The 23,542-nt window shown below is 63.6% G+C and carries 21 protein-coding genes and 3 pseudogenes; 10 read left to right on the forward strand and 14 right to left on the reverse strand.

Features of this window, described 5'->3' with window-relative positions; all coding sequences use genetic code 11:
• Positions 1-14: 14 nt before the first annotated feature.
• From arsC to ACKWRH_RS13770, 4 genes and pseudogenes are all read right to left on the reverse strand, one after another.
• Positions 15-413: an arsenate reductase (glutaredoxin) gene (gene arsC / locus ACKWRH_RS13755; protein ID WP_445220981.1), complete on the reverse strand. Its 399-nt coding sequence runs from the start codon at positions 411-413 to the stop codon at positions 15-17.
• Entirely contained in the window at positions 410-1,111 is a 702-nt protein-coding gene (locus ACKWRH_RS13760; RefSeq protein ID WP_445220982.1) for an aquaporin, read from the reverse strand. Before ACKWRH_RS13760 ends, arsC begins: the two co-directional genes overlap by 4 nt.
• A gap of 20 nt (positions 1,112-1,131) precedes the next feature.
• Positions 1,132-1,269 (reverse strand): annotated as a pseudogene (locus ACKWRH_RS13765) (arsenate reductase ArsC); the annotation flags it as partial.
• Positions 1,262-1,624 carry an ArsR/SmtB family transcription factor gene (locus ACKWRH_RS13770; protein ID WP_445220983.1) on the reverse strand — a complete coding sequence of 121 codons (363 nt, stop codon included), beginning with the start codon at positions 1,622-1,624 and terminating at the stop codon, positions 1,262-1,264. The gene ACKWRH_RS13770 and the pseudogene ACKWRH_RS13765, both read right to left, overlap by 8 nt.
• Positions 1,625-1,804: 180 nt before the next feature.
• Here ACKWRH_RS13770 and ACKWRH_RS13775 point away from each other — a divergent pair.
• A pseudogene (locus ACKWRH_RS13775) lies at positions 1,805-2,725 on the forward strand (IS110 family transposase); the annotation flags it as partial.
• A 121-nt stretch (positions 2,726-2,846) separates the two neighbouring features.
• Here ACKWRH_RS13775 and istB read toward each other — a convergent pair.
• Both istB and istA read right to left on the reverse strand, forming a co-directional pair.
• Positions 2,847-3,689 carry an IS21-like element helper ATPase IstB gene (istB, locus tag ACKWRH_RS13780; RefSeq protein ID WP_445219607.1) on the reverse strand — a complete coding sequence of 281 codons (843 nt, stop codon included), beginning with the start codon at positions 3,687-3,689 and terminating at the stop codon, positions 2,847-2,849.
• The gene (istA, locus tag ACKWRH_RS13785; protein ID WP_445220984.1) at positions 3,686-5,218 is read right to left on the reverse strand and encodes an IS21 family transposase; all 1,533 of its coding nucleotides are present in this window, start codon (positions 5,216-5,218) and stop codon (positions 3,686-3,688) included. The genes istB and istA overlap by 4 nt, the downstream gene beginning before the upstream one ends.
• A 191-nt stretch (positions 5,219-5,409) precedes the next feature.
• On the opposite strand from istA, the pseudogene ACKWRH_RS13790 reads away from it, so the two are divergent.
• A pseudogene (locus tag ACKWRH_RS13790) lies at positions 5,410-5,529 on the forward strand (IS110 family transposase); the annotation flags it as partial.
• Positions 5,530-5,905: 376 nt separating this feature from the next.
• On the opposite strand, the gene ACKWRH_RS13795 reads toward ACKWRH_RS13790, so the two are convergent.
• Both ACKWRH_RS13795 and ACKWRH_RS13800 read right to left on the reverse strand, forming a co-directional pair.
• The gene (locus tag ACKWRH_RS13795) at positions 5,906-7,447 is read right to left on the reverse strand and encodes a DUF1254 domain-containing protein (protein WP_445220985.1); all 1,542 of its coding nucleotides are present in this window, start codon (positions 7,445-7,447) and stop codon (positions 5,906-5,908) included.
• 461 nt (positions 7,448-7,908) lie between these two features.
• Entirely contained in the window at positions 7,909-8,943 is a 1,035-nt protein-coding gene (locus ACKWRH_RS13800; protein WP_445216185.1) for an IS110 family transposase, read from the reverse strand.
• 156 nt (positions 8,944-9,099) lie between these two features.
• Here ACKWRH_RS13800 and ACKWRH_RS13805 point away from each other — a divergent pair, with 156 nt between their 5' ends.
• The 5 genes from ACKWRH_RS13805 to ACKWRH_RS13825 all read left to right on the forward strand — a co-directional run bounded on the left by ACKWRH_RS13805 (position 9,100) and on the right by ACKWRH_RS13825 (position 13,560).
• Positions 9,100-9,300: a GDCCVxC domain-containing (seleno)protein gene (locus ACKWRH_RS13805; protein ID WP_445220986.1), complete on the forward strand. Its 201-nt coding sequence runs from the start codon at positions 9,100-9,102 to the stop codon at positions 9,298-9,300.
• A gap of 90 nt (positions 9,301-9,390) precedes the next feature.
• Complete coding sequence (locus tag ACKWRH_RS13810; RefSeq protein WP_445222393.1) at positions 9,391-9,708, forward strand: ArsR/SmtB family transcription factor; 318 nt, start codon at positions 9,391-9,393, stop codon at positions 9,706-9,708.
• 48 nt (positions 9,709-9,756) lie between these two features.
• On the forward strand, positions 9,757-11,127 hold the full coding sequence (locus ACKWRH_RS13815; RefSeq protein WP_445220987.1) for an NAD(P)-binding protein: 1,371 nt from the start codon (positions 9,757-9,759) through the stop codon (positions 11,125-11,127).
• The gene (locus ACKWRH_RS13820; protein ID WP_445222394.1) at positions 11,124-12,344 is read left to right on the forward strand and encodes an MFS transporter; all 1,221 of its coding nucleotides are present in this window, start codon (positions 11,124-11,126) and stop codon (positions 12,342-12,344) included. The genes ACKWRH_RS13815 and ACKWRH_RS13820 overlap by 4 nt, the downstream gene beginning before the upstream one ends.
• 28 nt (positions 12,345-12,372) lie before the next feature.
• The gene (locus ACKWRH_RS13825; protein ID WP_445220988.1) at positions 12,373-13,560 is read left to right on the forward strand and encodes an MFS transporter; all 1,188 of its coding nucleotides are present in this window, start codon (positions 12,373-12,375) and stop codon (positions 13,558-13,560) included.
• A 7-nt stretch (positions 13,561-13,567) separates the two neighbouring features.
• On the opposite strand, the gene ACKWRH_RS13830 is transcribed toward ACKWRH_RS13825, so the two are convergent.
• From ACKWRH_RS13830 to ACKWRH_RS13845, 4 genes are read right to left on the reverse strand one after another with little or no spacing between them, the layout of a single operon-like run.
• Positions 13,568-14,887: an MFS transporter gene (locus tag ACKWRH_RS13830; RefSeq protein ID WP_445220989.1), complete on the reverse strand. Its 1,320-nt coding sequence runs from the start codon at positions 14,885-14,887 to the stop codon at positions 13,568-13,570.
• Between the two features lie 4 nt (positions 14,888-14,891).
• Positions 14,892-18,140, reverse strand: a complete 3,249-nt coding sequence (locus ACKWRH_RS13835; RefSeq protein ID WP_445220990.1) for an efflux RND transporter permease subunit — start codon at positions 18,138-18,140, stop codon at positions 14,892-14,894.
• A gap of 3 nt (positions 18,141-18,143) precedes the next feature.
• Entirely contained in the window at positions 18,144-19,310 is a 1,167-nt protein-coding gene (locus ACKWRH_RS13840; protein WP_445220991.1) for an efflux RND transporter periplasmic adaptor subunit, read from the reverse strand.
• Positions 19,311-19,323: 13 nt separating this feature from the next.
• Positions 19,324-19,602 (reverse strand): metal-sensing transcriptional repressor, encoded by a 279-nt coding sequence (locus ACKWRH_RS13845; RefSeq protein WP_445220992.1) that lies wholly within the window; start codon positions 19,600-19,602, stop codon positions 19,324-19,326.
• 479 nt (positions 19,603-20,081) lie between these two features.
• Here ACKWRH_RS13845 and ACKWRH_RS13850 point away from each other — a divergent pair, with 479 nt between their 5' ends.
• From ACKWRH_RS13850 to ACKWRH_RS13860, 3 genes are all read left to right on the forward strand, one after another.
• The gene (locus ACKWRH_RS13850) at positions 20,082-20,315 is read left to right on the forward strand and encodes a hypothetical protein (protein ID WP_445220993.1); all 234 of its coding nucleotides are present in this window, start codon (positions 20,082-20,084) and stop codon (positions 20,313-20,315) included.
• Positions 20,316-20,424: 109 nt separating this feature from the next.
• Complete coding sequence (locus ACKWRH_RS13855; RefSeq protein WP_445220994.1) at positions 20,425-21,321, forward strand: DUF1259 domain-containing protein; 897 nt, start codon at positions 20,425-20,427, stop codon at positions 21,319-21,321.
• 82 nt (positions 21,322-21,403) lie between these two features.
• Positions 21,404-22,150 carry a sulfite exporter TauE/SafE family protein gene (locus ACKWRH_RS13860; protein ID WP_445220995.1) on the forward strand — a complete coding sequence of 249 codons (747 nt, stop codon included), beginning with the start codon at positions 21,404-21,406 and terminating at the stop codon, positions 22,148-22,150.
• 232 nt (positions 22,151-22,382) lie between these two features.
• Here the strand turns inward: ACKWRH_RS13860 and ACKWRH_RS13865 are convergent, their stop codons facing one another.
• A complete protein-coding gene (locus ACKWRH_RS13865) occupies positions 22,383-22,967 on the reverse strand; it encodes a DUF1254 domain-containing protein (RefSeq protein WP_445220996.1) in 585 nt (194 codons plus the stop codon).
• Entirely contained in the window at positions 22,964-23,542 is a 579-nt protein-coding gene (locus tag ACKWRH_RS13870) for a DUF1214 domain-containing protein (RefSeq protein WP_445220997.1), read from the reverse strand. Before ACKWRH_RS13870 ends, ACKWRH_RS13865 begins: the two co-directional genes overlap by 4 nt.

The raw sequence follows: 23,542 nt of genomic DNA on the forward strand, positions 1-23,542 counted from the left end.
CGATGAGTTTCCTGTTACGCTTCGACCACCTCGCCATCTTCCTTTACGAACCGGCCGACCGGATTGTCGAGGAGATCGGCGACGGCCTCGGAGGGGCGGCACAAGCGCGTGCCCTTCGAGGTCACGACGATCGGGCGGTTGATGAGAATGGGATGCGCGAGCATCTGATCGATCAACTGGTCGTCGGTCCATTTGGGGTCGGCGAGGCCGAGCTCCTTGTACGGCGTGCCCTTCTCGCGCAGCAATGCGCGAACCGGAATGCCCATCGCTGCAATCAGCTGCTTGAGCGTTTCGCGCGATGGCGGGGTCTCGAGATATTCGATGACAGTGGGCTCCGCGCCGCTCTGGCGGATCATCGCAAGCGTGTTGCGCGAGGTGCCGCAGGCAGGGTTATGATAGATCGTCACGCTCATCGGGTGGTCTCCGCAATTTGTACGGCGCCGCGGGCCCTGGAGTGCCCGAGCAGCCAGTTCATCAACAGCAGGCCGGCGAATGCTCCGCAGAGCTCCGCAAGGACGAATCCGGGCAGGTCGGTCGGACGAATGCCCGAGAATGTGTTTGTCAGCGACCGCGCGATGGCCACCGCCGGATTTGCAAACGACGTGGAGGCCGTGAACCAATAGGCTGCCGTGATGTAAAGGCCCACCAGCCAGGGAACCGCGGTCCGCTGGAATCGGATGCCGGCCAGGATCGTCGCGACCAGACCGAAGGCGGCGACCGCTTCGGCGAACCATTGCGGCCCGCCCGTTCGAACCTTCGTCGAGAAATCGAGCAGGGGAAGTCCGAACATCAGATGCGCGGCCATCGTCCCCGCGATGCCGCCGGCGATCTGCGTAACCACGTAGAGCACGGCATCGTTGACCGGAAGCTCGCGCTTGCCGGTGAAGACGAGGGTCACCGCGGGATTGAAATGCGCGCCGGAGATCGGACCGAGCACGGTGATCAGGACAACCAGAATGGCTCCGGTCGGCAGGGTATTGCACAGAAGCGCAAGCGCCACGTCCTTGGTCAGCGTCTCCGCCATGATGCCGGAGCCGACGACGGTGGCGACGAGAATGCCGGTGCCGAGCGCTTCGGCTGCAAGCCGTCGCGAGAGGTCGAAATTGTCCATCAGCCGGCCTTCGGCGTTGAATGTGTGGCGCCCTCGGAGCGTCCGATCTCGGACTGAAAGCGGCCGGCTCCGTCCTTGCGAAGGATCGACGCGGCGAAGATCGAGCGCGCCGAATTGCCGGTGCGCAGGAACAAAACATTGTACATCTGGTCAGGCACGGCTTCGCTCCTTTCGCTTGGGCGAGCAGCAGGCTTGAAGGCTCTCGACAACCGGTTCGCAAACCTCCGGCCGGCCGCCGCAGCAATCCCGAAGCAGGAAAACCGCAACGTCCCTGAACTCCGCAAGATTGGCGCGATAGACGATCGACCGGCTGCGCCGTTCGGAGGTGACGAGGCGGGCACGCGTCAGGATCGAGAGATGAGCCGAAAGCGTATTCGGCGGGACTTCCAGCAGACGTGCGAGGTCGCCGGCCGCAAGGCCATCGGGCTCGTGTCGGACCAGCGTCCGGAAGCCCTCCAGACGGGTCGATTGGGAGAGGGCGGCGAGCGCGAGGACGGCTTCTTCAGATTCCATATATCCAGATTTATAGAAATGACGATAAGGCGTCAATTGAATGTCCGAACTCGCCGCGTTTAGATGCGGTAATGGGCCCGGCTCCGAGCAAGGGGTCATGATGGTGGCTGTCCCCCGATAGATGATGAAACGGGGTCACGATTTGAGTCGGCCCCAAGCATCTGGAGACGGAGGACAGCCGTGGACAATTATGCCGGAATCGACGTGTCATTGGAACTGTCGAGCGTGTGTGTTGTGGACGCCCAGGGTAAGATCCTGAGGGAAGCAAAGGTCGCAAGCGAGCCCGGCGCCTTAGTTGAGCTTTTTGAGGCGCTCGGCTTTGCAGTGAAGCGGATCGGGCTGGAGGCTGGGCCGCTGTCGCAATGGCTGCATGCGGGCCTGAGAGGTGCAGGATTCGAAACAGTTCTGCTGGAAACGCGGCACGTGAAGGCCGCGTTGTCTGCAATGACGGTTAAGACGGATCGGAAGGATGCCCGCGGGATCGCCCAGTTGATCCGGATGGGGTGGTATCGATCGGTACACGTAAAGTCGGTTGACGCGCAAGAGATCCGGGCACTCCTGATCGCACGCAAACAGCTTCTCGGGCGGCTCATCGATGTAGAACTAAGTATCCGAGGGATTTTGCGCGGCTTCGGTCTGAAGGTTGGTCCGGTGACGCGAAGGAATTTCGAAGCGCGGATTCGAGAGCTGGTTGCGGGCCAGGCGACATTGGAGCGCATTGCCGATGCGATGCTTTCGGCGCGATCGACCCTGAAGGCAGAATACGGAAGGCTACACAAGGCTGTGCTGGCAGCTGTGCGTGACGATGCGGTCTGTCGCCGGCTGATGACAGTGCCAGGCGTTGGTCCCCTAGTGGCTATTACCTACAAATCGGCGATTGATGATCCTAAGCGCATTGCAAAGTCAAAGGCAGCAGGCGCGCTGTTCGGGCTCACACCAAAGAAATATCAATCGGGAGAAAAGGACGTCACGGGCGGAATCACGCTGGCCGGCGATGAGACGGTGCGGACGGTCTTGTATGAAGCCGCCAACGTTCTGCTATCGCGTATCACACGGTTCTCGAAACTCAAGCGCTGGGGGATGGACGTCGCCAAACGGCGAGTATGGCGCGACAATCAGGATGAGAGCGGCGCGTCAATCAAGATGAGACGAGGCGGCCGAGTCAGAAGATAATTGACGCTGGCTGCGGGCTTGGCAAGGCTTGATTGACGCTGCGCGACAATCAAGCGGCATTGCCAGCGTCAGTCACCGCCTTCTCGAGTTCATTTGGAGTGGCGTGAACCGGCGGCCGGCCTGGACCGCGCCTGCGATCGAGAGCAACTTTTCGACGGTAGCTCTCGACGTTCATCTCGAGGATCGTGGCGTGGTGCACCAGGCGATCGATCGCCGCCAGCGTCATCGCCTGATCGGGGAAGATGCGGCCCCACTCGCCGAACGGCTGATTGGCCGTGATCAGCAGCGAGCGTCGCTCGTAGCGGGTGGCGATCAGCTCGAACAGTACGCTGGTCTCCGCCTGATCCTTGCTCACATATGTGATGTCGTCGAGGATCAGGAGGTCGTAGCGGTCGAGTTTGGCGATGGCGGACTCCAGCGCCAGCTCGCGCCGGGCCACCTGCAGCCGCTGCACCAGATCAGTGGTGCGTGCAAAGAGAACGCGCCAACCGTCCTCGACGAGAGCCAGGCCGATCGCTGCGCCGAGATGGGTCTTGCCGCCGCCGGGTGGACCGAACAGCAGCAGATTGGCGCCGGTCTTCAACCAGACGTCACCGGCGGCGAGCGCCATCGCCTGTGCCTTTGACAGCATCGGCACGCTCTCGAACTCGAACGTGGCGAGCGTCTTGCCGGCGGGCAAACGCGCTTCCACCATGTGTCGTTCGATGCGGCGGCGGGTGCGATCGGCTGCCTCGTGCTCGGCAAGGGCCGCAAGGAAGCGGGCGGCGGGCCAGCCTTCCTTGTCCGACTGCGCGGCGAGCTTCGGCCAGATCGCCTTGACGCCGGGCAGGCGCAACTCATTGAGCAGCAGCTCGACGCGGGCGGCATCGATTGAGGTCGCTATGCCGGTCATGCTGCTCCTCCCAGGTTCGAGTGGGCCGACACGATGCTGACGGAGGCCAGCTCATCGTAGACGTCGAGCGACGCCAGCTTGACGGCGACACTCGGGATCGAGGCCGCCTCGGGTCGGAAGCGATCGCGCAATGCCGCAAGATCGGGTAACCGTCCGGCATCGAGAGCGGTCGCGATCGCCTCGGCGAGCTCGGCTTCGCAGGCTCGCTCATGGGCCAGGGCCAGAAGCTCGACCGTCACCTTGCAGGCGCGCCGGTCGTCGCCATGCTCCCGCAAGGTCTCGAAGAGGCGCTTGTAAGCCGCGCGCGGGAAGAGCTGATCGCGATAGACGAGATTGACGAGCGCCATCGGCTTGCGCCGCAGGGCATGGATGACGTGCCGATAATCAACGACATGCCCGCCGTGGTTCTCCGACACAGGCCGCCCGCGCCGCAGCGTCCCGACCGGCGTGACGCCGAGGAAGCATTCGAGCCGGTCGTCGAAGATGCGCACACGCAGGCGATGGCCAATCAGTCTTGAAGGCACAGTGTAGAACACGCGCCGCAGGATGAAGCCGCCTGACGACGTCACCCGGATCACCTTCTCCTCGAAGTCGGTCGTGCGGCCTTTCGGCAGTGGCACTAGTGCTTCCTTTTCGAGCGCGATCCGCTTGGCGAGGTTGGCGTTGCGCCGGCCGACAATCTCGTCGACAAAAGCCCGGTAGGCATCGAGACTGGCGAAGTCGCGCGTGCCCCGCAGCAATAGCGCATCCTCCAGCGCTCGCTTGAGATGACCGTGCGCACTCTCGATCGAGCCGTTCTCGTGTGCGATGCCCGCATTGTTGCGCGTTGGCGCCATGCCGTAGTGGCCCATCAGCGCGGCGTAGCGCTGTGTCAGATCCTCCCGCGCGTCGGCCGCCAGATTGCGGAATGCTGCCGACAGGCTGTCGCTGCGATGCTCCCGCGGCACGCCGCCGAGCGCCCACAGGGCGTTCTGCAAGCCCTCGGCCAGGGCGACGAAGCTTTCTCCGCCGAGCACGACATGGGCATGCTCAAAGCCGGAGAACGCCAGCCGGAAGTGGTAGAGCCGGTGATCGAGCGCCTCACCCGCGATGGCAATGCCGAGCGGGCTTGTATCGGTAAAGTCGGACAGACCCAGACGACCGGGCTCGTGCTCCTGGCGGAAGATCACGTCCTGTTCAGGGCCGTTGAGCGCCCGCCAGGCATTGATGCGCCGCTCCAGCGTGCGTCGGATGTTGGGGTTGAGGTCGGGATGCCGGCGGCGCAGCTCGTCGAGCACGCCGATCACGCGGATGCCGGGCGCAGCCTTCAGGATCGGAACGATCTCGGCGTCCCAATAGGGATCGAGCGGATCGGACCGTCGCCGGCCCCTCGGCGCCTTCTTCTGCGATGGCAGGCGCAAATCGTTCTCGATCCGATACGCGCTCGCTTTCGAGAACCCCGCCTTGGCCGCGGCGGCCTCGGGGGACAATGTCAGTCGGTAGGTCATGTACAGCCTCATCTGGTGGTCGGTGATGTGAAGGCCAGGCAAGGCATCGATTCCCTCTTGTCGAGACGAATCAACAGCTTGCACCAGCCGCACCCGGCCGCCAGACGGGTCCGAAAAACGCGGCGCCGATGGGGACGGTCCTCCGGTCGGGCTACGCCCTCCCTTCGGTCCGTCCCCATCGGCGCAGTCTCATCCTGATTGTCGCTAAGGTCTCACCTTGATCGCCGCCGCCCAGGCGAGGCTCGAAGCGCGCAAAAGTCGCCCTGGCACGTAAGCTCGCAGTGATCTTGCATCGGATCTGGGTCGACGGCACAACTTACCGATGGGCTGAAGCGGGGCCGATAGCGGCATAGAACAGGCGGAGGAAATTAAGAACGCAACCGGGCTGAACTGAAGCCCAATGCCCGAAGTCCCGTCGCCGGGACGGTGGATCCGGTGAAGCCGTTACACGCCCAGTGGCCGTCGTCTGACGAACCACGCGTATCTAGATAGGCTCACCGCTCCCTCTGACAGCATGATGTGGCGGCCAGGCGTCGACCACGGACAGAAGCATGAGCTCGGCGGCGTGACGTTCACTCGGGAGGCTTGACATCATCGGGCCCATTACAGAAGGGCGTGTACTCATAAGCGTCGGCTTACGAACGCAAAGCGGAAGTCTGCCACATTGAGCGTGATCGGCGGCTTGTGACCCGAAGCGGACATAGACACTCCGCTCGAACCAAGCGGCATTTACTGTGCCAACTCGATGTCCCCCGGCTTCCAGCTCTTCTCGAACCACGGCTCAAGAGGGCCATACAACCGGAGCAGCACGTTCCAACCCTTTCCCGGTATTGTCTGAACCCAGTTGCCCTCCTGCCCGGCGAGGGTTTTGGGACCGAACCAAACCGTTACGGAACCATCGGCGTTCTTCTTCATCCCCTTTGCGTTGCTGTCGATACCGGCGTCCTTCTGGTCTGTCTCGAGCAACGAACGCGTCTGGTTATCGTAAACCACAAAAGACCAAAACTCCTTTGCGGGGATGGGACCGGGGAGAGTGATCTTGTAGGTCTTGCCTCCGTCGAACTCATCTCCCTTCGCATCACGGAATGCGCCAGCATAGGCGGACCCCGTTCCAACCTTTGCCATCGACATCGCCGGAGTGATGCCGGTCGCGTAGTAGAAGAACATGGCCTCGGCGTCCAATAAGCGTTCAGCTCCGCTCAGGAACTGATAGCTGCCCCCAACGAAAGGCGTGACCCACTGACGGTCGGGGTAAATCTTCGTTCGAGGGTCCCGCGAAGAGAACAGGTTCGCCCGAGCGAACCCGTTAGCGACCGCCACGGCGTCTGTCAGTATCGCCTTCATTCGCGCGTCGGGCGCGAACGGCTTGCCCTTCTGGATGCCGATGGCTGCGAACAGTCCGACCAAATCAGGATCAACAAAGTCGGCAGGTTCATTCTGCACGACCGCATCTAGTTCTTCATAGAAGCGGAAAGTGTTGGAGCTGATCGTGTTGAACTTCAAGCCTGAGATGTTAACGAAGGAGGGTGCCGGTGGGTCGCCCGCGTCTGTCAGACCGTACAACGGAAAAATCTTTGCGTACTCCTTCACGTTTCGCACAGCAGCGGCGATGTCCCCACCTTTCACGAATGCACGGTAAAACGCGATCAGCCCATTAGTCTTCGGCTTCACGACAAAGTACCCATCGGTGGGCAGAGTGCCGGTATAGCCCGGAGGCACGAACAGATACTTTCCACCGCGTCCAGCATCAGGTCCCGTTAGACCCACGTCGGTTGCCCAGCGAAAATACGCGTCATCGACAGGACCTAATACACCGGGTGGGACTTGCACCACTATTGGCCCATCCTTGAGATCGATGCAGGAGATGACGTAGACGGTGGTGGTGTTGGGTGTCAGGAAAAGCGAGCGTGCATCCATCAAGTCTTCCGTAATGCCAATACCTTGATTTCGCTTCACGCCGACACTGTCCATGCCTTTGCAACCTGCATAGACGGATGTAGCGGGCATGCCCTTCAGGAACGCTTCGATGCCACGACCGAAATCGATCTGGTCGTAAACCGCCTGGATGGTCTTCTCATCGGGTACACCGTTGTTGAACTTCAAGGTGCCGATGCGCGTCTCGACGCTGTCTGGCGTCGTAATGTAAGACGGAATATCCGCCGAATACTTGGGTGGAGGCGCACTCTGCGCCAAAGCTGGAGCAATGAGTACCGGCCAGAAAAACACAGAGGCGAGCTGGCCTACTCGACGGACGCGCAAAGGCTTCGACATTGAAGGTTCCTCCCCGTCGGGTCATGTCACGCATCTGGATCCACCTGTGTTGACCTAAATCAAGACTTTCGCCAGCAAGGATGATGTCCGGTTCTGGCCCTTAGCGGACTAGCTAGGGCGAACTGGCCATGTCCGGTCTTGAAGACTAAACGGACACGGGCCCTACCTCCGCGCGGGCTGATCGGGTTTATGAGTACACGCCCTTCTGTAATGGGCCCGATGATGTCAAGCCTCCCGAGTGAACGTCACGCCGCCGAGCTCATGCTTCTGTCCGTGGTCGACGCCTGGCCGCCACATCATGCTGTCAGAGGGAGCGGTGAGCCTATCTAGATACGCGTGGTTCGTCAGACGACGGCCACTGGGCGTGTAACGGCTTCACCGGATCCACCGTCCCGGCGACGGGACTTCGGGCATTGGGCTTCAGTTCAGCCCGGTTGCGTTCTTAATTTCCTCCGCCTGTTCTATGCCGCTATCGGCCCCGCTTCAGCCCATCGGTAAGTTGTGCCGTCGACCCAGATCCGATGCAAGATCACTGCGAGCTTACGTGCCAGGGCGACTTTTGCGCGCTTCGAGCCTCGCCGTTTGGCGACGTCCATCCCCCAGCGCTTGAGTTTCGAGAACCGTGTGATACGCGATAGCAGAACGTTGGCGGCTTCATACAAGACCGTCCGCACCGTCTCATCGCCGGCCAGCGTGATTCCGCCCGTGACGTCCTTTTCTCCCGATTGATATTTCTTTGGTGTGAGCCCGAACAGCGCGCCTGCTGCCTTTGACTTTGCAATGCGCTTAGGATCATCAATCGCCGATTTGTAGGTAATAGCCACTAGGGGACCAACGCCTGGCACTGTCATCAGCCGGCGACAGACCGCATCGTCACGCACAGCTGCCAGCACAGCCTTGTGTAGCCTTCCGTATTCTGCCTTCAGGGTCGATCGCGCCGAAAGCATCGCATCGGCAATGCGCTCCAATGTCGCCTGGCCCGCAACCAGCTCTCGAATCCGCGCTTCGAAATTCCTTCGCGTCACCGGACCAACCTTCAGACCGAAGCCGCGCAAAATCCCTCGGATACTTAGTTCTACATCGATGAGCCGCCCGAGAAGCTGTTTGCGTGCGATCAGGAGTGCCCGGATCTCTTGCGCGTCAACCGACTTTACGTGTACCGATCGATACCACCCCATCCGGATCAACTGGGCGATCCCGCGGGCATCCTTCCGATCCGTCTTAACCGTCATTGCAGACAACGCGGCCTTCACGTGCCGCGTTTCCAGCAGAACTGTTTCGAATCCTGCACCTCTCAGGCCCGCATGCAGCCATTGCGACAGCGGCCCAGCCTCCAGCCCGATCCGCTTCACTGCAAAGCCGAGCGCCTCAAAAAGCTCAACTAAGGCGCCGGGCTCGCTTGCGACCTTTGCTTCCCTCAGGATCTTACCCTGGGCGTCCACAACACACACGCTCGACAGTTCCAATGACACGTCGATTCCGGCATAATTGTCCACGGCTGTCCTCCGTCTCCAGATGCTTGGGGCCGACTCAAATCGTGACCCCGTTTCATCATCTATCGGGGGACAGCCACCATCATGACCCCTTGCTCGGAGCCGGGCCCATTACCGCATCTAGAATGCGTTGTGTCTCGCGAAGGAGGAAAGCCGGCAATGCAAAACCAATCGGTCATTACGTGTCCGGTCTGTCATCACGCGTCAGCCGAAACCATGCCGAGTGACGCCTGTCAGTTCTTCTACGATTGCAAGGGATGCGGGACCCGGCTCAAGCCGACGAGCGGCGATTGCTGCGTCTTCTGTTCGTACGGATCGGTCCCTTGTCCGCCGATACAGCAGAACGGAAAGTGCTGCTGAAGCCGTCCCGCCGCGGGGCGGTCGCCCCTATATTTCCAATATTCTAGAAATACGGTTGACGGCGAGGGCGGATCGGCGCATCCTATGGTCATGAAGATCGATGACGCAGCAGCACGCTTGGAAGCTCTGGGTAACCGGACGCGGCTTCAGATTTATCGGGCCCTGGTCCGCGCTGGACGATCGGGCCTGCCCGTTGGCCGCTTGCAGGACAAGCTGAAGATCCCGGCATCGACGCTGTCTCATCACATCAAGTCTCTGGTTGCGGTCGGGCTGATTAGTCAGGTCCGCGAATCCACGACCCTGGTCTGCCACGCGAACTACGACGGGATGCGGGGCCTGGTGGATTTCCTGGTGTCGGAGTGCTGTGCCGACGAAACCGAATGCAAAGATACCAGATCGGCGGCCTGATTTTTTTGCCGAATTGTTCGATAATTCTAGAAAGACGAGAGTATCGAAATGAGCGACGGAAAGACAGTTGCCATCATCGGGGCAGGGCCGGTCGGCCTGGCTGCGGCCGCGCACGTGCTCGAACGCGGCATGTGCCCCATTGTGCTCGAGGCCGGACCCGAAGCCGGATGCGCCGTCCGCCAGTGGCAGCAGGTCCAGCTCTTCTCGCCGTGGGAGTACAATGTCGATAAGGCCGCCGCGCGCCTGCTTGCACCGACGGGATGGAATTCGCCGGACCCGCAATCCTATCCGACCGGCGGTGAACTGCTTGATCGATACCTGACGCCGCTTGCGATGCGAACGTCGCTGCGCGAGGTGATCCGGACCTCCAGCCGCGTCACAGCCATCAGCCGCGTCGGCTTCGACAAGGCAAAGACCAGGGGCAGAGAGCAGGCGCCTTTTGAAATCCGCTATCAGAACGGCAAGGGGCCCGAGGTTCTGCGTGCAGATGCCGCGATCGATACCTCAGGCACATGGTTCTCCCCCAATCCGGCCGGACGCAACGGCTTGCCGGCGATCGGTGAGTCCGAATGCGGCGACCGTATTGCTTACGGCATGCCGGATGTCCGGGGTGTCGCTCGTTCCAGATATGCTGGCAAGACCGTTGCTGTCTTGGGCGCGGGCCACTCCGCGGTTGGTACTCTCATTGATCTCGTGTATCTCGCCGACGAAGTGCCGGGTACGCAGCCCGTCTGGCTGTTGCGCGGCGCCGATCCCGCGAAGGCTTTTGGCGGCGGCCGCAACGATAAACTCGCCGCACGTGGCGAACTCGGCAGCGCCTTCGCCGCGCTTGTTGCCTCCGGAAAGATCAGGGTCGAGACCGAATTCGGCGTCACGCACCTCTCGGACTCCGAAGGTCGCCTCAAGATCGCGGCCGGGTCCTGTTGCGGTGGGCGAAGCGTGGTCGTGGACGAACTGATCGTGTCGACAGGTTTCCGTCCTGACTTCTCGTTCCTGTCTGAGTTGCGTCTGCGGCTCGATCCCGCCATCGAAGCACCGGTCGCCCTGGCACCGCTGATCGATCCCAACGAGCATAGCTGCGGCACGGTGCGTCCGCACGGTGCACGCGAGCTCGCGCATGATGAGCCGGGCTTCTACATGGCGGGCATGAAGTCGTATGGCCGTGCGCCGACGTTCCTGATGATGACTGGATACGAACAGGTCCGATCGATCGCGGCCGATCTCGCTGGCGACAAGGAGGCGGCGGCGAGGGTGGAGCTTGTGCTGCCGGAGACCGGCGTCTGCACGCGTGGTGGTGTCGAGGCTGCCGGAACTGCATCGGGATGTTGCGGCGGCCCTGCGAAGGAGGAGTCGTCCGCCTGCTGCGCCGCCGACGAAACAGCCAAGAAGGCCGGCGCTGCGGGGTGCGGTTGTTCATGATGCAAGTTCCTGCGGGCCCGGCCCGAGGTCCGCTCGGCATCGTCGTCGCGCTCGGCACCGCGCAAACGGTTGCATGGGCGTCGAGCTATTACCTCCCGGCCATCCTGGCCGCGCCGATTGCGCGCGATCTCGGTCTCGCGCCGACTTACGTGTTCGGCGCGCTGTCGGGAGCGCTCGTCATCTCTGGCCTGCTCGGCCCGCGCGTGGGGCATGCGATCGATACGTTTGGCGGGCGCAGCCTGCTTGCCATTTCGAACCTCGTGTTTGTGGCAGGCCTGATCCTGCTGTCCGTGGCCCATGGCGTGGCGGTGCTGATTGCGGCCTGGGCGTTGCTCGGGATCGGCATGGGCATGGGCCTCTATGAGGCGGCTTTCGCGACGCTTGCGCGCATCTATGGCACCCAAGCACGACGAACCATCACCGGCATCACGCTGATCGCCGGTTTCGCCAGCACGCTCGGCTGGCCCCTCACGACCTGGCTCGCGTCGGAGTACGGCTGGCGCGTCGCCTGCCAGGTATGGGCGGCGATCCATATCGCTGTTGCGTTACCGCTCAATCTCTCGCTGCCGCGCGCCGTCCCATTGGACCAGCAGGCTCGACCGGGGCCGGGTGCAATCCAGCAGTCCGGACGCCAGAGCGAGACCTTCGCGATGGTGCTGCTGGCTTACATGTTCGCGGCAGCTAGCTTCGTCAGTTCGGGCATCTCGGCCATTCTGCCGACCATGCTGGTTGCGTTCGGCGCCACACCGGCTCAGGCCTTGCTCGCGGGCGCGTTGGTGGGGCCTGCGCAGGTCGGCGCGCGCCTTCTGGAGGCAGGATGGCTCGCCCGATTTCACCCGCTGCTCTCGGCGAGGCTGGCCATGCTCATGAATCCGATCGGCGTCGTTGCGCTGGTGGTGGGCGGACCCTTGCTCGCGTCGACCTTCACGGTGCTGTACGGAGCGGGCAACGGCATCATCACCATTGCCCGTGGGACGCTTCCATTGGCGCTGTTTGGGCCGGCCGGATTCGGCAGGCGGGTCGGTATGATCTCGCTGCCTTCTAGACTGACGGGTGCCGCCGCGCCGCTCGCACTGGGGCTGATGGTGGAGCACATCGGCAGCAGTGCGCTGTGGATCAGCGCACTCGTTTCGGTCTCGGCCTTCTTCGCGCTCTTGCTGCTTCGTACGGAGCAGGCAACATCAACGCCGCTTCAGGTGGGAGAACAGAATTCGTAAGCTCGGCGGTCGGTCTCTGATTGCGGTGATGTGCATAGGGCAGGTCGGCAACCTGCTGCCGCATGTGACCTTGTCCGCAAATCTGGCGCAGCATTTGATGCCGGAGTGGGGCCTCTCCGCCGCCGAAGGCGGGCTGATGGCAAGCGGTTATGCATTCGGCTACATGCTCGCGGTGCCCGTGCTGACGACGTTGACCGACCGGATCGACGCGCGGATTGTCCTGCTCTGGGGCTCGATCGTCAGCGGGCTCGCGACCGCAGCGTTCGGAATCTTCGCACAAGGGTTCTGGTCGGCGACCGCGATCTGGTCCCTTGCAGGACTTGGTTTTGCCGGCGCCTACATGCCGGGCCTGAAGGCGCTGACGGACCGGCTTCCCCCCGGTGACACCTCGCGGGCCGTCACGTTGTACACTTCGAGCTTCTCGGTCGGCGTTGGCCTCTCGTTCCTGGTCGCGCAACTGATCGCCGACCGCTGGGGATGGCGGATCGCTTTCCTCGTCACCGGCTTCGGCCCCGTCGCCATGGTCATCGCGTGCCTTCTGATGCGGGAGAAGCGGCCCGCGCCGAAGGCGGGGCGTCTGCTCAACTTCGCGCCCGTCTTCGCCAACCGCGAGGCGCTCGGTTACATCCTCGGCTACGGCGCGCACTGCTTCGAGCTTTACGGCATCCGCACCTGGCTGGTCGGGTTCTGGACCTTCGTCGTTGCGCACCAAGGCGCGCCGTCTTGGTTGAGCCCCGTCGTGCTGAGCTTCTGCTTCGCGGTGATCTCGATGCCCGCAAGCATCCTCGGCAACGAGGCCGCGCTGAAATTCGGCCGCCATCGGGCGATCACGATTGTCATGATCGCATCGGCCTGCGTCGCACTTATCATCGGGCTCAACGCGACGGCGCCGGCATGGGTGCTTGCATTGCTGCTGCTCGCCTATGGCCTGACCGTGCCCGCCGATTCAGGTGCGTTGACTGCCGGCATGTCTGCCGCGGCGACTTCCGAACATCGCGGCGCGACCCTGGCCTTGCATTCGACGGTCGGCTTCGGTCTGTCGGCGGTTGGAGCCTGGGGAACCGGCGCCGCGCTCGACGCGGCCGGCGGCCCGCAGAGCGCGACCGGCTGGCTGCTGGCGTTCATCGTTCTTGCGGCGGGAATTGCGCTTGGGCCGCTGGCGCTGTGGTGGGCGCGGACGGTTCAAGCGGCAAAGCAGCCGTCGTTTCATGCCTAGGGCCAATTCACTGCCATTTCGGATGAAGATCGTCGATGACGTAAGCGTGGGCATGCTCACCTTTGCCCGTGAGGTGCGGATGATCCACGGATAGGTCGGGATGAGCGTGGCTGACCTGTTCGGGATCGGCTGCAGGCCAGAGTTTTGCCGCAAGCGCGATACCGGCGACCGACACCGCGGCCAGCACGAAAAAGGTCGGCGCGAGGCCCGCGGTCGATCCCAGCCAGCCGGCGATCGGGTAGGTGATCAGCCAGCAGACGTGGGACAGTGCGAACTGCGCGGCGAACACGGCCGGCCTGTCGCCTGCATCGGCGGAGCGGCGCAGCAGGCGTCCGGATGGGGTCATGACAGCCGAGTACCCGACCCCCAGCAGCGCCCATGTCGCCAGCAGCGCGTAGTAGAGGCGTCCGCTTCCCCCAAGGGAGGCGAACGCCGATCCGAAGACCAGCAGAACGAGAGTCAGCATCGTCGCCGCCAGCAGCATGATCCTGCGATCGGGCAGCCGGTCGAGCAGGCGAGGCAGCAGCAGCGCCGCCACCATGGAGCCGCCGCCGAAGCACGCGAGGGCCAGCGCGACGTCTCCGTCGTTGCCGCCCATCGCGCTCTTGATCAGGACCACCGTGTTGACGAACACCATCGATCCGGCTGCGGCCACGGCGAGGTTGAGCGAGAGCAGACCGCGAAGGCGCGGGGTGGCAAGGTAGATGCGCATGCCGCGCGTGGTGTCGTCGTAGAAGCCGCGGCGGCGTACGGCCGTCGGCTGCGGGATCGTGACCGAGACGACCAGCGCGGCCGAGCACAGGAAGCCGATCACTGTCCCAAAAAACAGCCAGTTGAACGTGATCAGCGTGAGCAGTGCGGCCGCGAGCGTCGGGCTCAGAAGGCTTTCCATGTCGTAGGCAAGGCGCGACAGCGACAGCGCGCGGGTGTAGGCATGCTCGTCGGGCAGCACGTCCGGAATGCTCGCCTGAAACGTCGGTGTGAATGACGCCGAAGCCGACTGAAGCACGAATATCAGGATGTAGACCTGCCAGACCTGATCGATGAAGGGTAGCGCGATGGCGACCGCCGCCCGCACGAGGTCCATGGTCACCAGGAAGGCACGGCGCGGCAGCCTGCCGGCCAATCCGCCGACCACCGGCGCGATCAGCACGTAGGCAATCATCTTGATGGCCAGTGCCGTCCCGAGCACCGCGCCGGCGTTCACGCCGGCGATGCGGAAGGCGAGCAGCCCGAGGGCGACGGTCATCAGGCCGGTGCCGACCAGCGCGATCACCTGGGCTGCAAACAGATGACGATAAGTTCGGTTGGCGAGAACGGACAGCATGCGGCTACTCGGCGGCGCGGTCGTGAATGATCGCCGCGGGCTCGCCGCTCTCGGCGGCCGTCCCGGGGCGCACGGCGAATTTGGCGTATAGCGCCGGCAGGACGACCAGCGTGAGCAGTGTCGCCGTGAGCAGGCCGCCGATCACCACGGTCGCGAGCGGCTTCTGAACTTCGGCGCCGGTGCCGGTGGCCAGCGCCATAGGCACGAATCCGAGCGAGGCCACGAGTGCGGTCATTGCGACGGGGCGGAAACGCGTCAGGGCACCCTCGCCAATGGCCTGCTTCGGATCCACGCCGTCGGCGATCAGCTTGCGGATCTGTGTCAGCATGACGAGGCCGTTCAACACGGCAACGCCTGACAGCGCGATGAATCCGACGGCGGCTGAAATCGAGAACGGCATGCCGCGGAGCCATAGCGCCGCGATCCCGCCGGTCAGCGCAAGCGGCACCGCGCTGAAGACCAGCAAGGCGTCACGCATCGAGCCAAGCGCGCCGAACAGCAGGAGATAGATCAAGACGAAGACCCCGGGAACCACGAACGCCAGACGTTGCCGCGCGACCGCGAAATTCTCGAACTGGCCGCCCCAGGCAAGATAGCTGCCGGGCGGCAGCTTCACGCCTTCGGCAACCTTTTGCTGCGCCTCGGTGACCAGCGAGCCGATGTCGCGCCCGCGCACCTCGGCCGTCGCCACCACGCGCCGCTTGCCGTTCTCGCGGCTGATCTGGTTGTAGCCGGTGGTCTGTTCGAACGTGGCGATCGTGCGCAGCGGAATCGAGGCAGCCGGCGCGTTGGCGTTCGCGCGGGGCAGCGGGACGGGAAGCTCTTCGAGAGTCGGAATATCGTTCCTCAGCGCGTCCGCAAGTCGCACGACGATGCGGAATCTGCGGTCGCCTTCGAAGACGAGGCCGGCATCGGTGCCGCCGATGGCGGTCTCGACGAGGTCCTGCACCGCCGCAAGGCTCAGGCCGCGCCGGGCGATCTCGGCCTTGTCGATCTTGATTTCGAGGAACGGAAGTCCCGAGGTTTCCTCGACCTTCACGCTCTCGGCGCCGTCGATCTTGCGGACGACGTTGGCGATCTGGCTCGCGGTCCGCTGCATCTGTGCGAAGTCGTCGCCGAACACCTTGACGGCCAGATCCTCGCGCACGCCGGCGATGAGCTCGTTGAAGCGCATTTCGATCGGCTGTGAGAAGCCGACCTTGTTGCCGGGCAGTTTTGCGGTCTCGGCCTCGATCTTCTTGATCAGGTCCTCTTTCGTCATGGAGGGATCTGGCCATTCCTCCTGCGGCTTGACGATGATGTAGGTGTCCGACGCATTGGGCGGCATCGGATCGGCGGCGAGATCGGGCGTGCCGGTGCGCGAGAACACGAACGCGACCTCGTCGAGCTTGCTGACCTGCTTCTCGATGAGAAGCTGCATCGCCTGCGACTGCGCCAGCGCCGTGCTCGGCACCCGCTTCACCTCCATGACGATGTTCTTCTCGTCCAGCGTCGGCGTGAACTCCTGACCGAGCCGCATGAACAGGAACACCGCACCGACGAAGAGCAGCGCGGCGGCGGCAACCACGGGCAGGGGTCTCGTGATTGCGCCCGAGAGAAGCGGGGCGTACCAGCGCTTGAGCGTCCGGACCAGGATGTTCTCGCGTTCGTTGACCATGCCGCCGATCGAGATGGCGACCGCGGCGGGCACGAATGTCAGCGAGACCACGAACGCGACGGCCAGCGCGATCATCACGGTCAAAGCCATCGGCTCGAAGGTCTTGCCTTCGACGCCGGTGAAAGCGAGCAAGGGGGTGTAGACCAGGATGATGATGATCTGGCCGTAGACCGACGGCCGGATCATCTCCGACGTCGAGACCTTGACGGTGTCGAGGCGCTCGTCGAGAGACAGCGCACGGCCAAGCTCTCTCTGCCGCTCGGCAAGATGACGCAGGCTGTTCTCGGCGATGATGACGGCACCATCCACGATCAAGCCGAAGTCGAGCGCGCCGAGGCTCATCAGATTGGCGCTGATCCGCCCCTGCAGCATGCCTGTCGCCGTGATCAGCATGGTGATGGGGATGACGAAAGCGGTCACTAGAGCTGCGCGAAAATTGCCAAGCAGCAGGAACAGCACGGCGATGACGAGCAGCGCGCCTTCGGCGAGATTCTTGGCCACCGTGTGGATCGTGGCGTCGACGAGTTGCGTGCGATTGAGGACAGTGCGGGCATAGATGCCCGGCGGCAGGGTCTTGCTGATGTCCTTGATCTTTGCATCGGCGGCGGCTGCGACCGTCCGGCTGTTGCCGCCGATCAGCATCAGGGCGGTGCCGAGCACGACCTCGCGCCCGTTGACGCTCGCGCTGCCCGTTCGTAATTCCTTTCCGATCGCGACGTCGGCGAGGTCACTGACCCGAACCGGAATGCCGTTCCGGGTCGTCACCACGATCTGCTCGATGTCCTGCAGGTTCTCGACGCGGCCGGCGGCTCGCACCACATAGCCCTCGCCGTTCTGCTCGATATAGTTCGCGCCGCGGCTGATGTTGTTGGCTTCGATGGCTTCGATGACCTGCTTGAAGGACAGCCCGTAGCTGATCAGTTTCGCGGGATCGGGCTGCACCTGGAACTGCTTGACGAATCCCCCGATGGCGTCGGCGCCTGCGACGCCCGGAACGGTCTTCATCTGCGGGCGGACGATCCAGTCCTGCACCGTGCGCAAGTAAACGGTGCGCTGGAAATCGTCGGTGAGCAGCTCGCCTTCGGGCGTCAGATAGCTGCCGTCGGTCTGCCATCCCGGCTGTCCGTCCCGGACCGGCGCGGACGCACCCGGCTTTTCGTATTCGACGGCCCACCAGTAGATCTCGCCGAGCCCCGTCGACACCGGGCCCATCCGGACGTCGACGCCGGGCGGGAGACTGCCCTTGGCGTCGTTGATGCGCTCGGTGACCAGCTGGCGCGCGAAGTAGATATTGGTCCGGTCAGCAAACACCGCTGTGATCTGCGCAAATCCGTTGCGCGAGAAGGAGCGCGTCGCCTCGAGGCCTGGCATGCCGGCGAGCGCGGTCTCGAGCGCGACGGTCACCTGTTTCTCGATCTCGATCGGAGTGAGGGCCGGCGCCGCCGCGTTGATCTGGACCTGGACGTTGGTGACGTCAGGCACGGCGTCGATGGGAAGGCGCGTCAGCGACCAGAAGCCGGAGGCGGCCGCGATGAGCGTCGCCAGCACAACCAGCCAGCGGCGGTGGACGGAAAACTCGACGATGCGTTCGATCATCGCTCAGTCCTCGTCGCCGGGCTTGGAGAGCTCCGCCTTGAGCGAAAACGTGTTCGAGGCGGCAATGGTGTCGCCGGCGGAAAGTCCCGAGACGATTTCGACAAGCGGGCCGTCGCGCCGCCCCACGACGACATCGCGCTTCTCGAATCCCTCTTTGGTCCGGACGAACAGGGCCTTGCGGCCGTCGACCGTCTGCACCGCGCTGAACGGGACTGCGACGGGGACATCGCGGCGCTCGACCGCGATGCCCGCGGTCACGAACGATCCCGGCCGCCAGCGGCCGTCCGGATTGGGCAGGGCCGCGACGACGCGGGCCGCGCGCGTTTCCTTGTCGAGCAAGGGGCTCACGAACACGATCTCGCCGACGCCGGTCTCGGCGACACCTCGCAAGGCAATGTCCACCGTCTGGCCTTCCCGGACGAGTGGCAGATCGGTCGACGAGACCGACAGGTCGACCCAGACCTGACTGAGATCGACAATGACGAACAGCTCGGTCTCCAAACTGTCCCGTCCGACAGCCGTTCCCTGTTCGACTCTTCGCTCGGCGATGCGCCCCGAGATCGGGGCACGGATGTTCTGGCTGCGGAGGGTGCCGTCGGCCGCCTGCGGCAGAGCGGAGATCTCAGCGTCCGAAACGCCGAGCGCCATCAGCTTCTGGCGCGTGATGCCGAAGCGCATCTCGGTCTGCGCCGCCGCGTTGCGGGACTTGATGTATTGCTGCTCGGGAACGGCGCGTCCTTCCAGCAGCGATTTGTCGCGCGCCGTCAGATCCTGTTGCAGCTCGTTGGAGAGCTTGGCCGAGAGGTATTCGCTTTTGGCTTCGGCGACCTCGCGGCTTTCCAGCACGGCGAGAATTTCGCCCTTGGCGACGTTGTCGCCGATGTTCTTGCGCAGTTCGGCCACGGTGCCGGAGAGTTTTACGGACACATGGGAGACGCGGCCGGAGTCTGGAACGATGGTGCCCGGGACCGATAGCCGCCGGGCGATCGATGCGGGCGCAGCCTCACGCAGCTCGATGTCGGCAAGCTTGATCCGCTCGTCATCCATGACGATGACGGCCGGCTTGCTAGCTGATTGGGCCGCGGCCGATTGCGCCATCGCCGGCGAGGCAACGCAAGTCGCGGCAAGCAAAGCCAGGATGGCGGCGGCCGAACGATTGGTCGAGAACATCGAAGGCTCCGCGCTACAGATATCGCGAGATCGCCTTGAACTCGGCGAGGACGTTCTTGGTCGATTTGCCAGTCCCGCCATTGGCGGCGGCATCAAGGCAGTGATCGACGTGGTCGTGGATCAGGGCCTTCTTCGCTTCCGAGATCGCCTTCTCGACGGCGTGCAGCTGCTGCGCCAGATCGAGGCATGGGCGGCCCTCGTCGAACATCGCGATGACCCGTTGAAGGTGGCCGTCGGCCCGCTTCAGGCGCTTGATGATATCCGGATGGCTTTCGTGGACGTGCTGCGTCATGGCATGGATTATCCTATCCCCCTGGAGGGGATATCCCATGACGATCGGTTCGGCTAGTCCCTCGGCCGGGCAGATTGCCGCAGCCGGGCATGCCGCAGGGTGTTCCCGGGCTCCTATCTGCTGAAAGCGGCGTACTCTACGTGAGATGGTTTTGCAGGTTTCAAGTCGTCGTTGCCCCAGTTCCATCCGAAGTGTGAACTGTTCGTGACGTGCGCTCGGGCGTGCGCCGGTTGACAGCCCGGCGTTCCGGGTTTCTATTGGGAGGGACGGGGACTTGCGATCTCCCCGCGAGGCGACATGCCAAAGAATCGCGTCCTGCCTTTCACCAGGGACGCAGCATGTCATCCGCCATCTCGATTTCATCTCACTCTTCGTATCGGTCCAGCACGGCACGCCGCTGTGTGTCGTTGCGGGCACGAACCTGCGATCGATTCGCCGAACACTTCACCTGGGGCAGGGACACCACCAGGAGAATGATCATGCGAACACGGACAATCCTTCACACCCTTCTGCTTCTGGCGGTCACAGGGGGCGTGCCGACGGCACGCGCGCTGACTCAAGACGAGCTGATCGCCAGGATCCAGGCCGCCGGCTACTCGCAAGTCAGCGACATCAAGTCGACGGCCGAAGGCACGACCGCCAAGGCGATGAAGAACGGCAAGGAAGTGCGGCTCGTGATCGACAGCAGCGGCCAGATCAAGGAACGAAACTGAGGCATGACATGAAGATGATGGCTTTCGCCTGCGCGATGGTCTTGTCGCCCGGTATCGCGACGTCTGCGCCGGGGGCTCGAATGATTGTCTCAAGCTCAGGAGTAAAATCATGAGAAGCACGCTCTTCGCGCTCGCCGGTCTCGGCGCCTGCCTCCTCGGCTTCGTCCCGACGGCTCAAGCGCAGAACGTCGACTGGCAGAAGGTTGACGAGACGCTGGGCCGCAAGCCTGCCGTCTCGGACGACGTGCACCGCTACGGCTTTCCCCGCAGCGACCTCTCCGTGACGTTGGACGGGGTGACGATCAAGCCGGCGCTGGCGCTCGGCGGCTGGGTCGCGTTCAAGCCTGCGCACGGCGGCGCCATGGTCATGGGCGACCTCGTGCTGCTCGAAACCGAGATCAATCCCGTGATGGCGAAAATGATCGCGAGCGGCCTCGAGATCACCGCCATCCACAATCATCTGCTGCGCGCGAGTCCGGCGACGTTCTACATGCATGTTGCGGGGCACGGGGACCCGATCAAGCTCGCCTCTGTGATCCACGATGCACTTGCCGAAAGCAAGACTCCGTTGACCGTCACAGCGCCGGCGAGCCCGCCGCCCGCCGTGGACCTCGACACCGCGAAGCTCGACCAGATCATCGGCAGCAAAGGACAGGCCAATGGAGGCGTCTACCAATTCAACGTGAAGCGACGTGATCCGATCATGCAAGACGGCATGCCGTTGACCCCCGTCGCTCCAATGGGCGTTGCGATCGGTATCAACTTCCAGCCGACCGGGGGCGGGAGGGCGGCCATCACGGGCGACTTCGTGCTGACGGGCGACGAGGTCAACCCTGTCATTCTGGCGCTGCGCACGCACGGCATCGAGGTGACCGCGCTGCATAGCCACATGCTGGATGAGCAGCCGCGGCTTTTCTTCATGCACTTCTGGGCGAACGACGACGCCGTCAAGCTCGCCGAAGGCTTGCGCGCGGCCTTGGACAAGACTGCCAGCACGAAGAGTTGAGAGGGATCGAGGGGACCCGCGACCTCCCCATCAGATGGGTACCCCATCCAAGCGCTCGCCACCTCGTTCCGGGGGACGACCCATGGATGGACTTGTCTTCGCTCTCTTCGCACTTGCCGCGCTCGCTGGCGGCTTCGTCAGCGGCTTTTCCGGATTCGCCATGGGCCTCGTGGTCTCGGGCGTATGGCTGCACATCATCACGCCGATGCAGACCGCTACCTTGATCGCAGGCTACGGCTTGCTCACGCAGGGCTACGGCATCTTCAAGCTGCGACAAGTCCTCGACCTTCGGAAAGCCTGGCCGCTCGCGCTCGGAACCGTCATCGGCATCCCGATCGGCGTCAGCACTCTCGCCTACCTGAACCCCAGCTACCTCCGATTTGGTGTGGGGGTCCTGCTGGTGCTCTACGCAATCTACGGCCTGACGAAGCCCGTATTCGCTCCGGTGAAGATCGGAGTCGGAGCCGATATCGCCATTGGCGTCTCCAACGGCTTGCTCGGCGGCCTGACGGGGCTCGGCGGCGTGATCTCGACGATTTCCTGCCAATGGCGCGGTTGGCCCAAGGACGTGCAGCGCGCGGTGTTTCAGCCGGTGCTGTTCGTGGCGTTCGTTGTCATCTCGAGCTCTCAGGCCGTAGCCGGTACCATTACGAAGGAAACGCTGACGCTGTACGCATTAGGCGTTCCCTTCATGGTCGCGGGCCTTTGGTCCGGCTTCAAACTCTTCGGCAAGATCAACGACGAGACCTTCCGCAACACGGTGTTGGCTCTCTTGCTGATCGCGGGATTGTCACTGGTGGCGTCAGTGGCGCAACTCGCTCTCCGATAATGTCAGTCGCTTCAACATGAAAAAACCCGCGGCGGATTGCTCCGCGCGGGTGTTACGAACTTTGGATGTTGCCAGTATGCCGGTGTTTTGCCCGACGTGTCAAAGGCGCGCTCGCATAGCCCTGCAGCGTCGTGGCGCCGCCCGAAGAGCGTAATGATTTCAATGCCCCCGCTACTGTGCATGGGGTTGTTTTTCAGTTTTTTGTATTGCGGCTCGCCGAAACGGCCGCGCGTCAACGCCGTCCGCGCGGTGCCTCGGCCTTGGCGGGCGGCTCGGTCTGCGGCGCACAGGTCGCAGCCTGAAGCGTGCTTTGCGCCTGCGGCATCAGGCCGGGCTCGGCAGCGAGCGCCTTCATCACGATCAGGCCGGTGGTCGCAGGGGAATCGATGATCAGGCGGTCGGCCGCGGTGATCTCTTCGTCCTCGGGCAGCTCGTTGTGCTGCGGCTCGGTCATGAGGTCGAGCTCGATCACCTTCTTGCCGGCGGAACGGTCGTTGATGGCGTAATAGGCGATCTCGTTGCGGGTGTAGAACGATACCGAGGTGTAGGCCTGGCTCACCGGCACCGTGAGCTTGAGCGGCCCGCCCGTGAGGTCATAGCGGCAGATCGCGATCGCGAAGGCCGGGTCCATGAACGGCATCGGCGAATTGTTGGGATCGGCGAGGGGAAGCTGCGTCACGGCGTTGAGCTTGGTCATCGGCGTTAGCCGCGAATAGGCGTCCTGTGTCGCGATCCGCGGCAGCGCCAGCACGCTGACGAGATGGACCACGAGGCCCAGCACCACGCCCGCGACGATGGTGAACATCAGGCGGATCATGAGCAGCCCACCGTCTTGATCGTGGGCATCGGCGCGTCGCGCTGGGTGCGCGTCGCAACGCCGACAGGGGTGTCGTAGAGGCGCAGCATCAGCGCATAGCGCTCGATGCCGCCGGTCGGCAGCCAGTTGCCGGCGCGCGAGCGCGAGGCGATGCGGATCTCGAACGAGCCGTCGGACAGCCGCACGATCTCCTGGCTGGTGAAGCCGTAGCGCTGCAGCGAATTGGCGACGAGGTGGCCCTTGCGGTCGTACAGCGTCAGCGTCCAGAACCGCGCCGGCGGCGTCACGCCGGAGACGACGACGTCGCAGCGGCCGTCGAGTGCCTTCTTCTTCTCGTCGGCGGTCGCGGTGAAGGCGACGCCGTCACCGGTGCCGATCGGCAGCTCGCCGTTGCGCACGATGGTGGCCCGCGAATAGGGATCGACGTCGGCGGTGCCGGTGCGCGGCCGCGCGGTCCAGGCGCCGATGGTCAGCGCGCCGATCTCGGTGCCGCGCGTCGTCGTCATCCAGGTCGCGCCGACGCCGACCACGCTCGCGAGCAGAAGGGCCGTCAATGTGATCAGGATCAGCCGCAC

The organism is Bradyrhizobium sp. Pa8 (assembly GCF_052588265.1).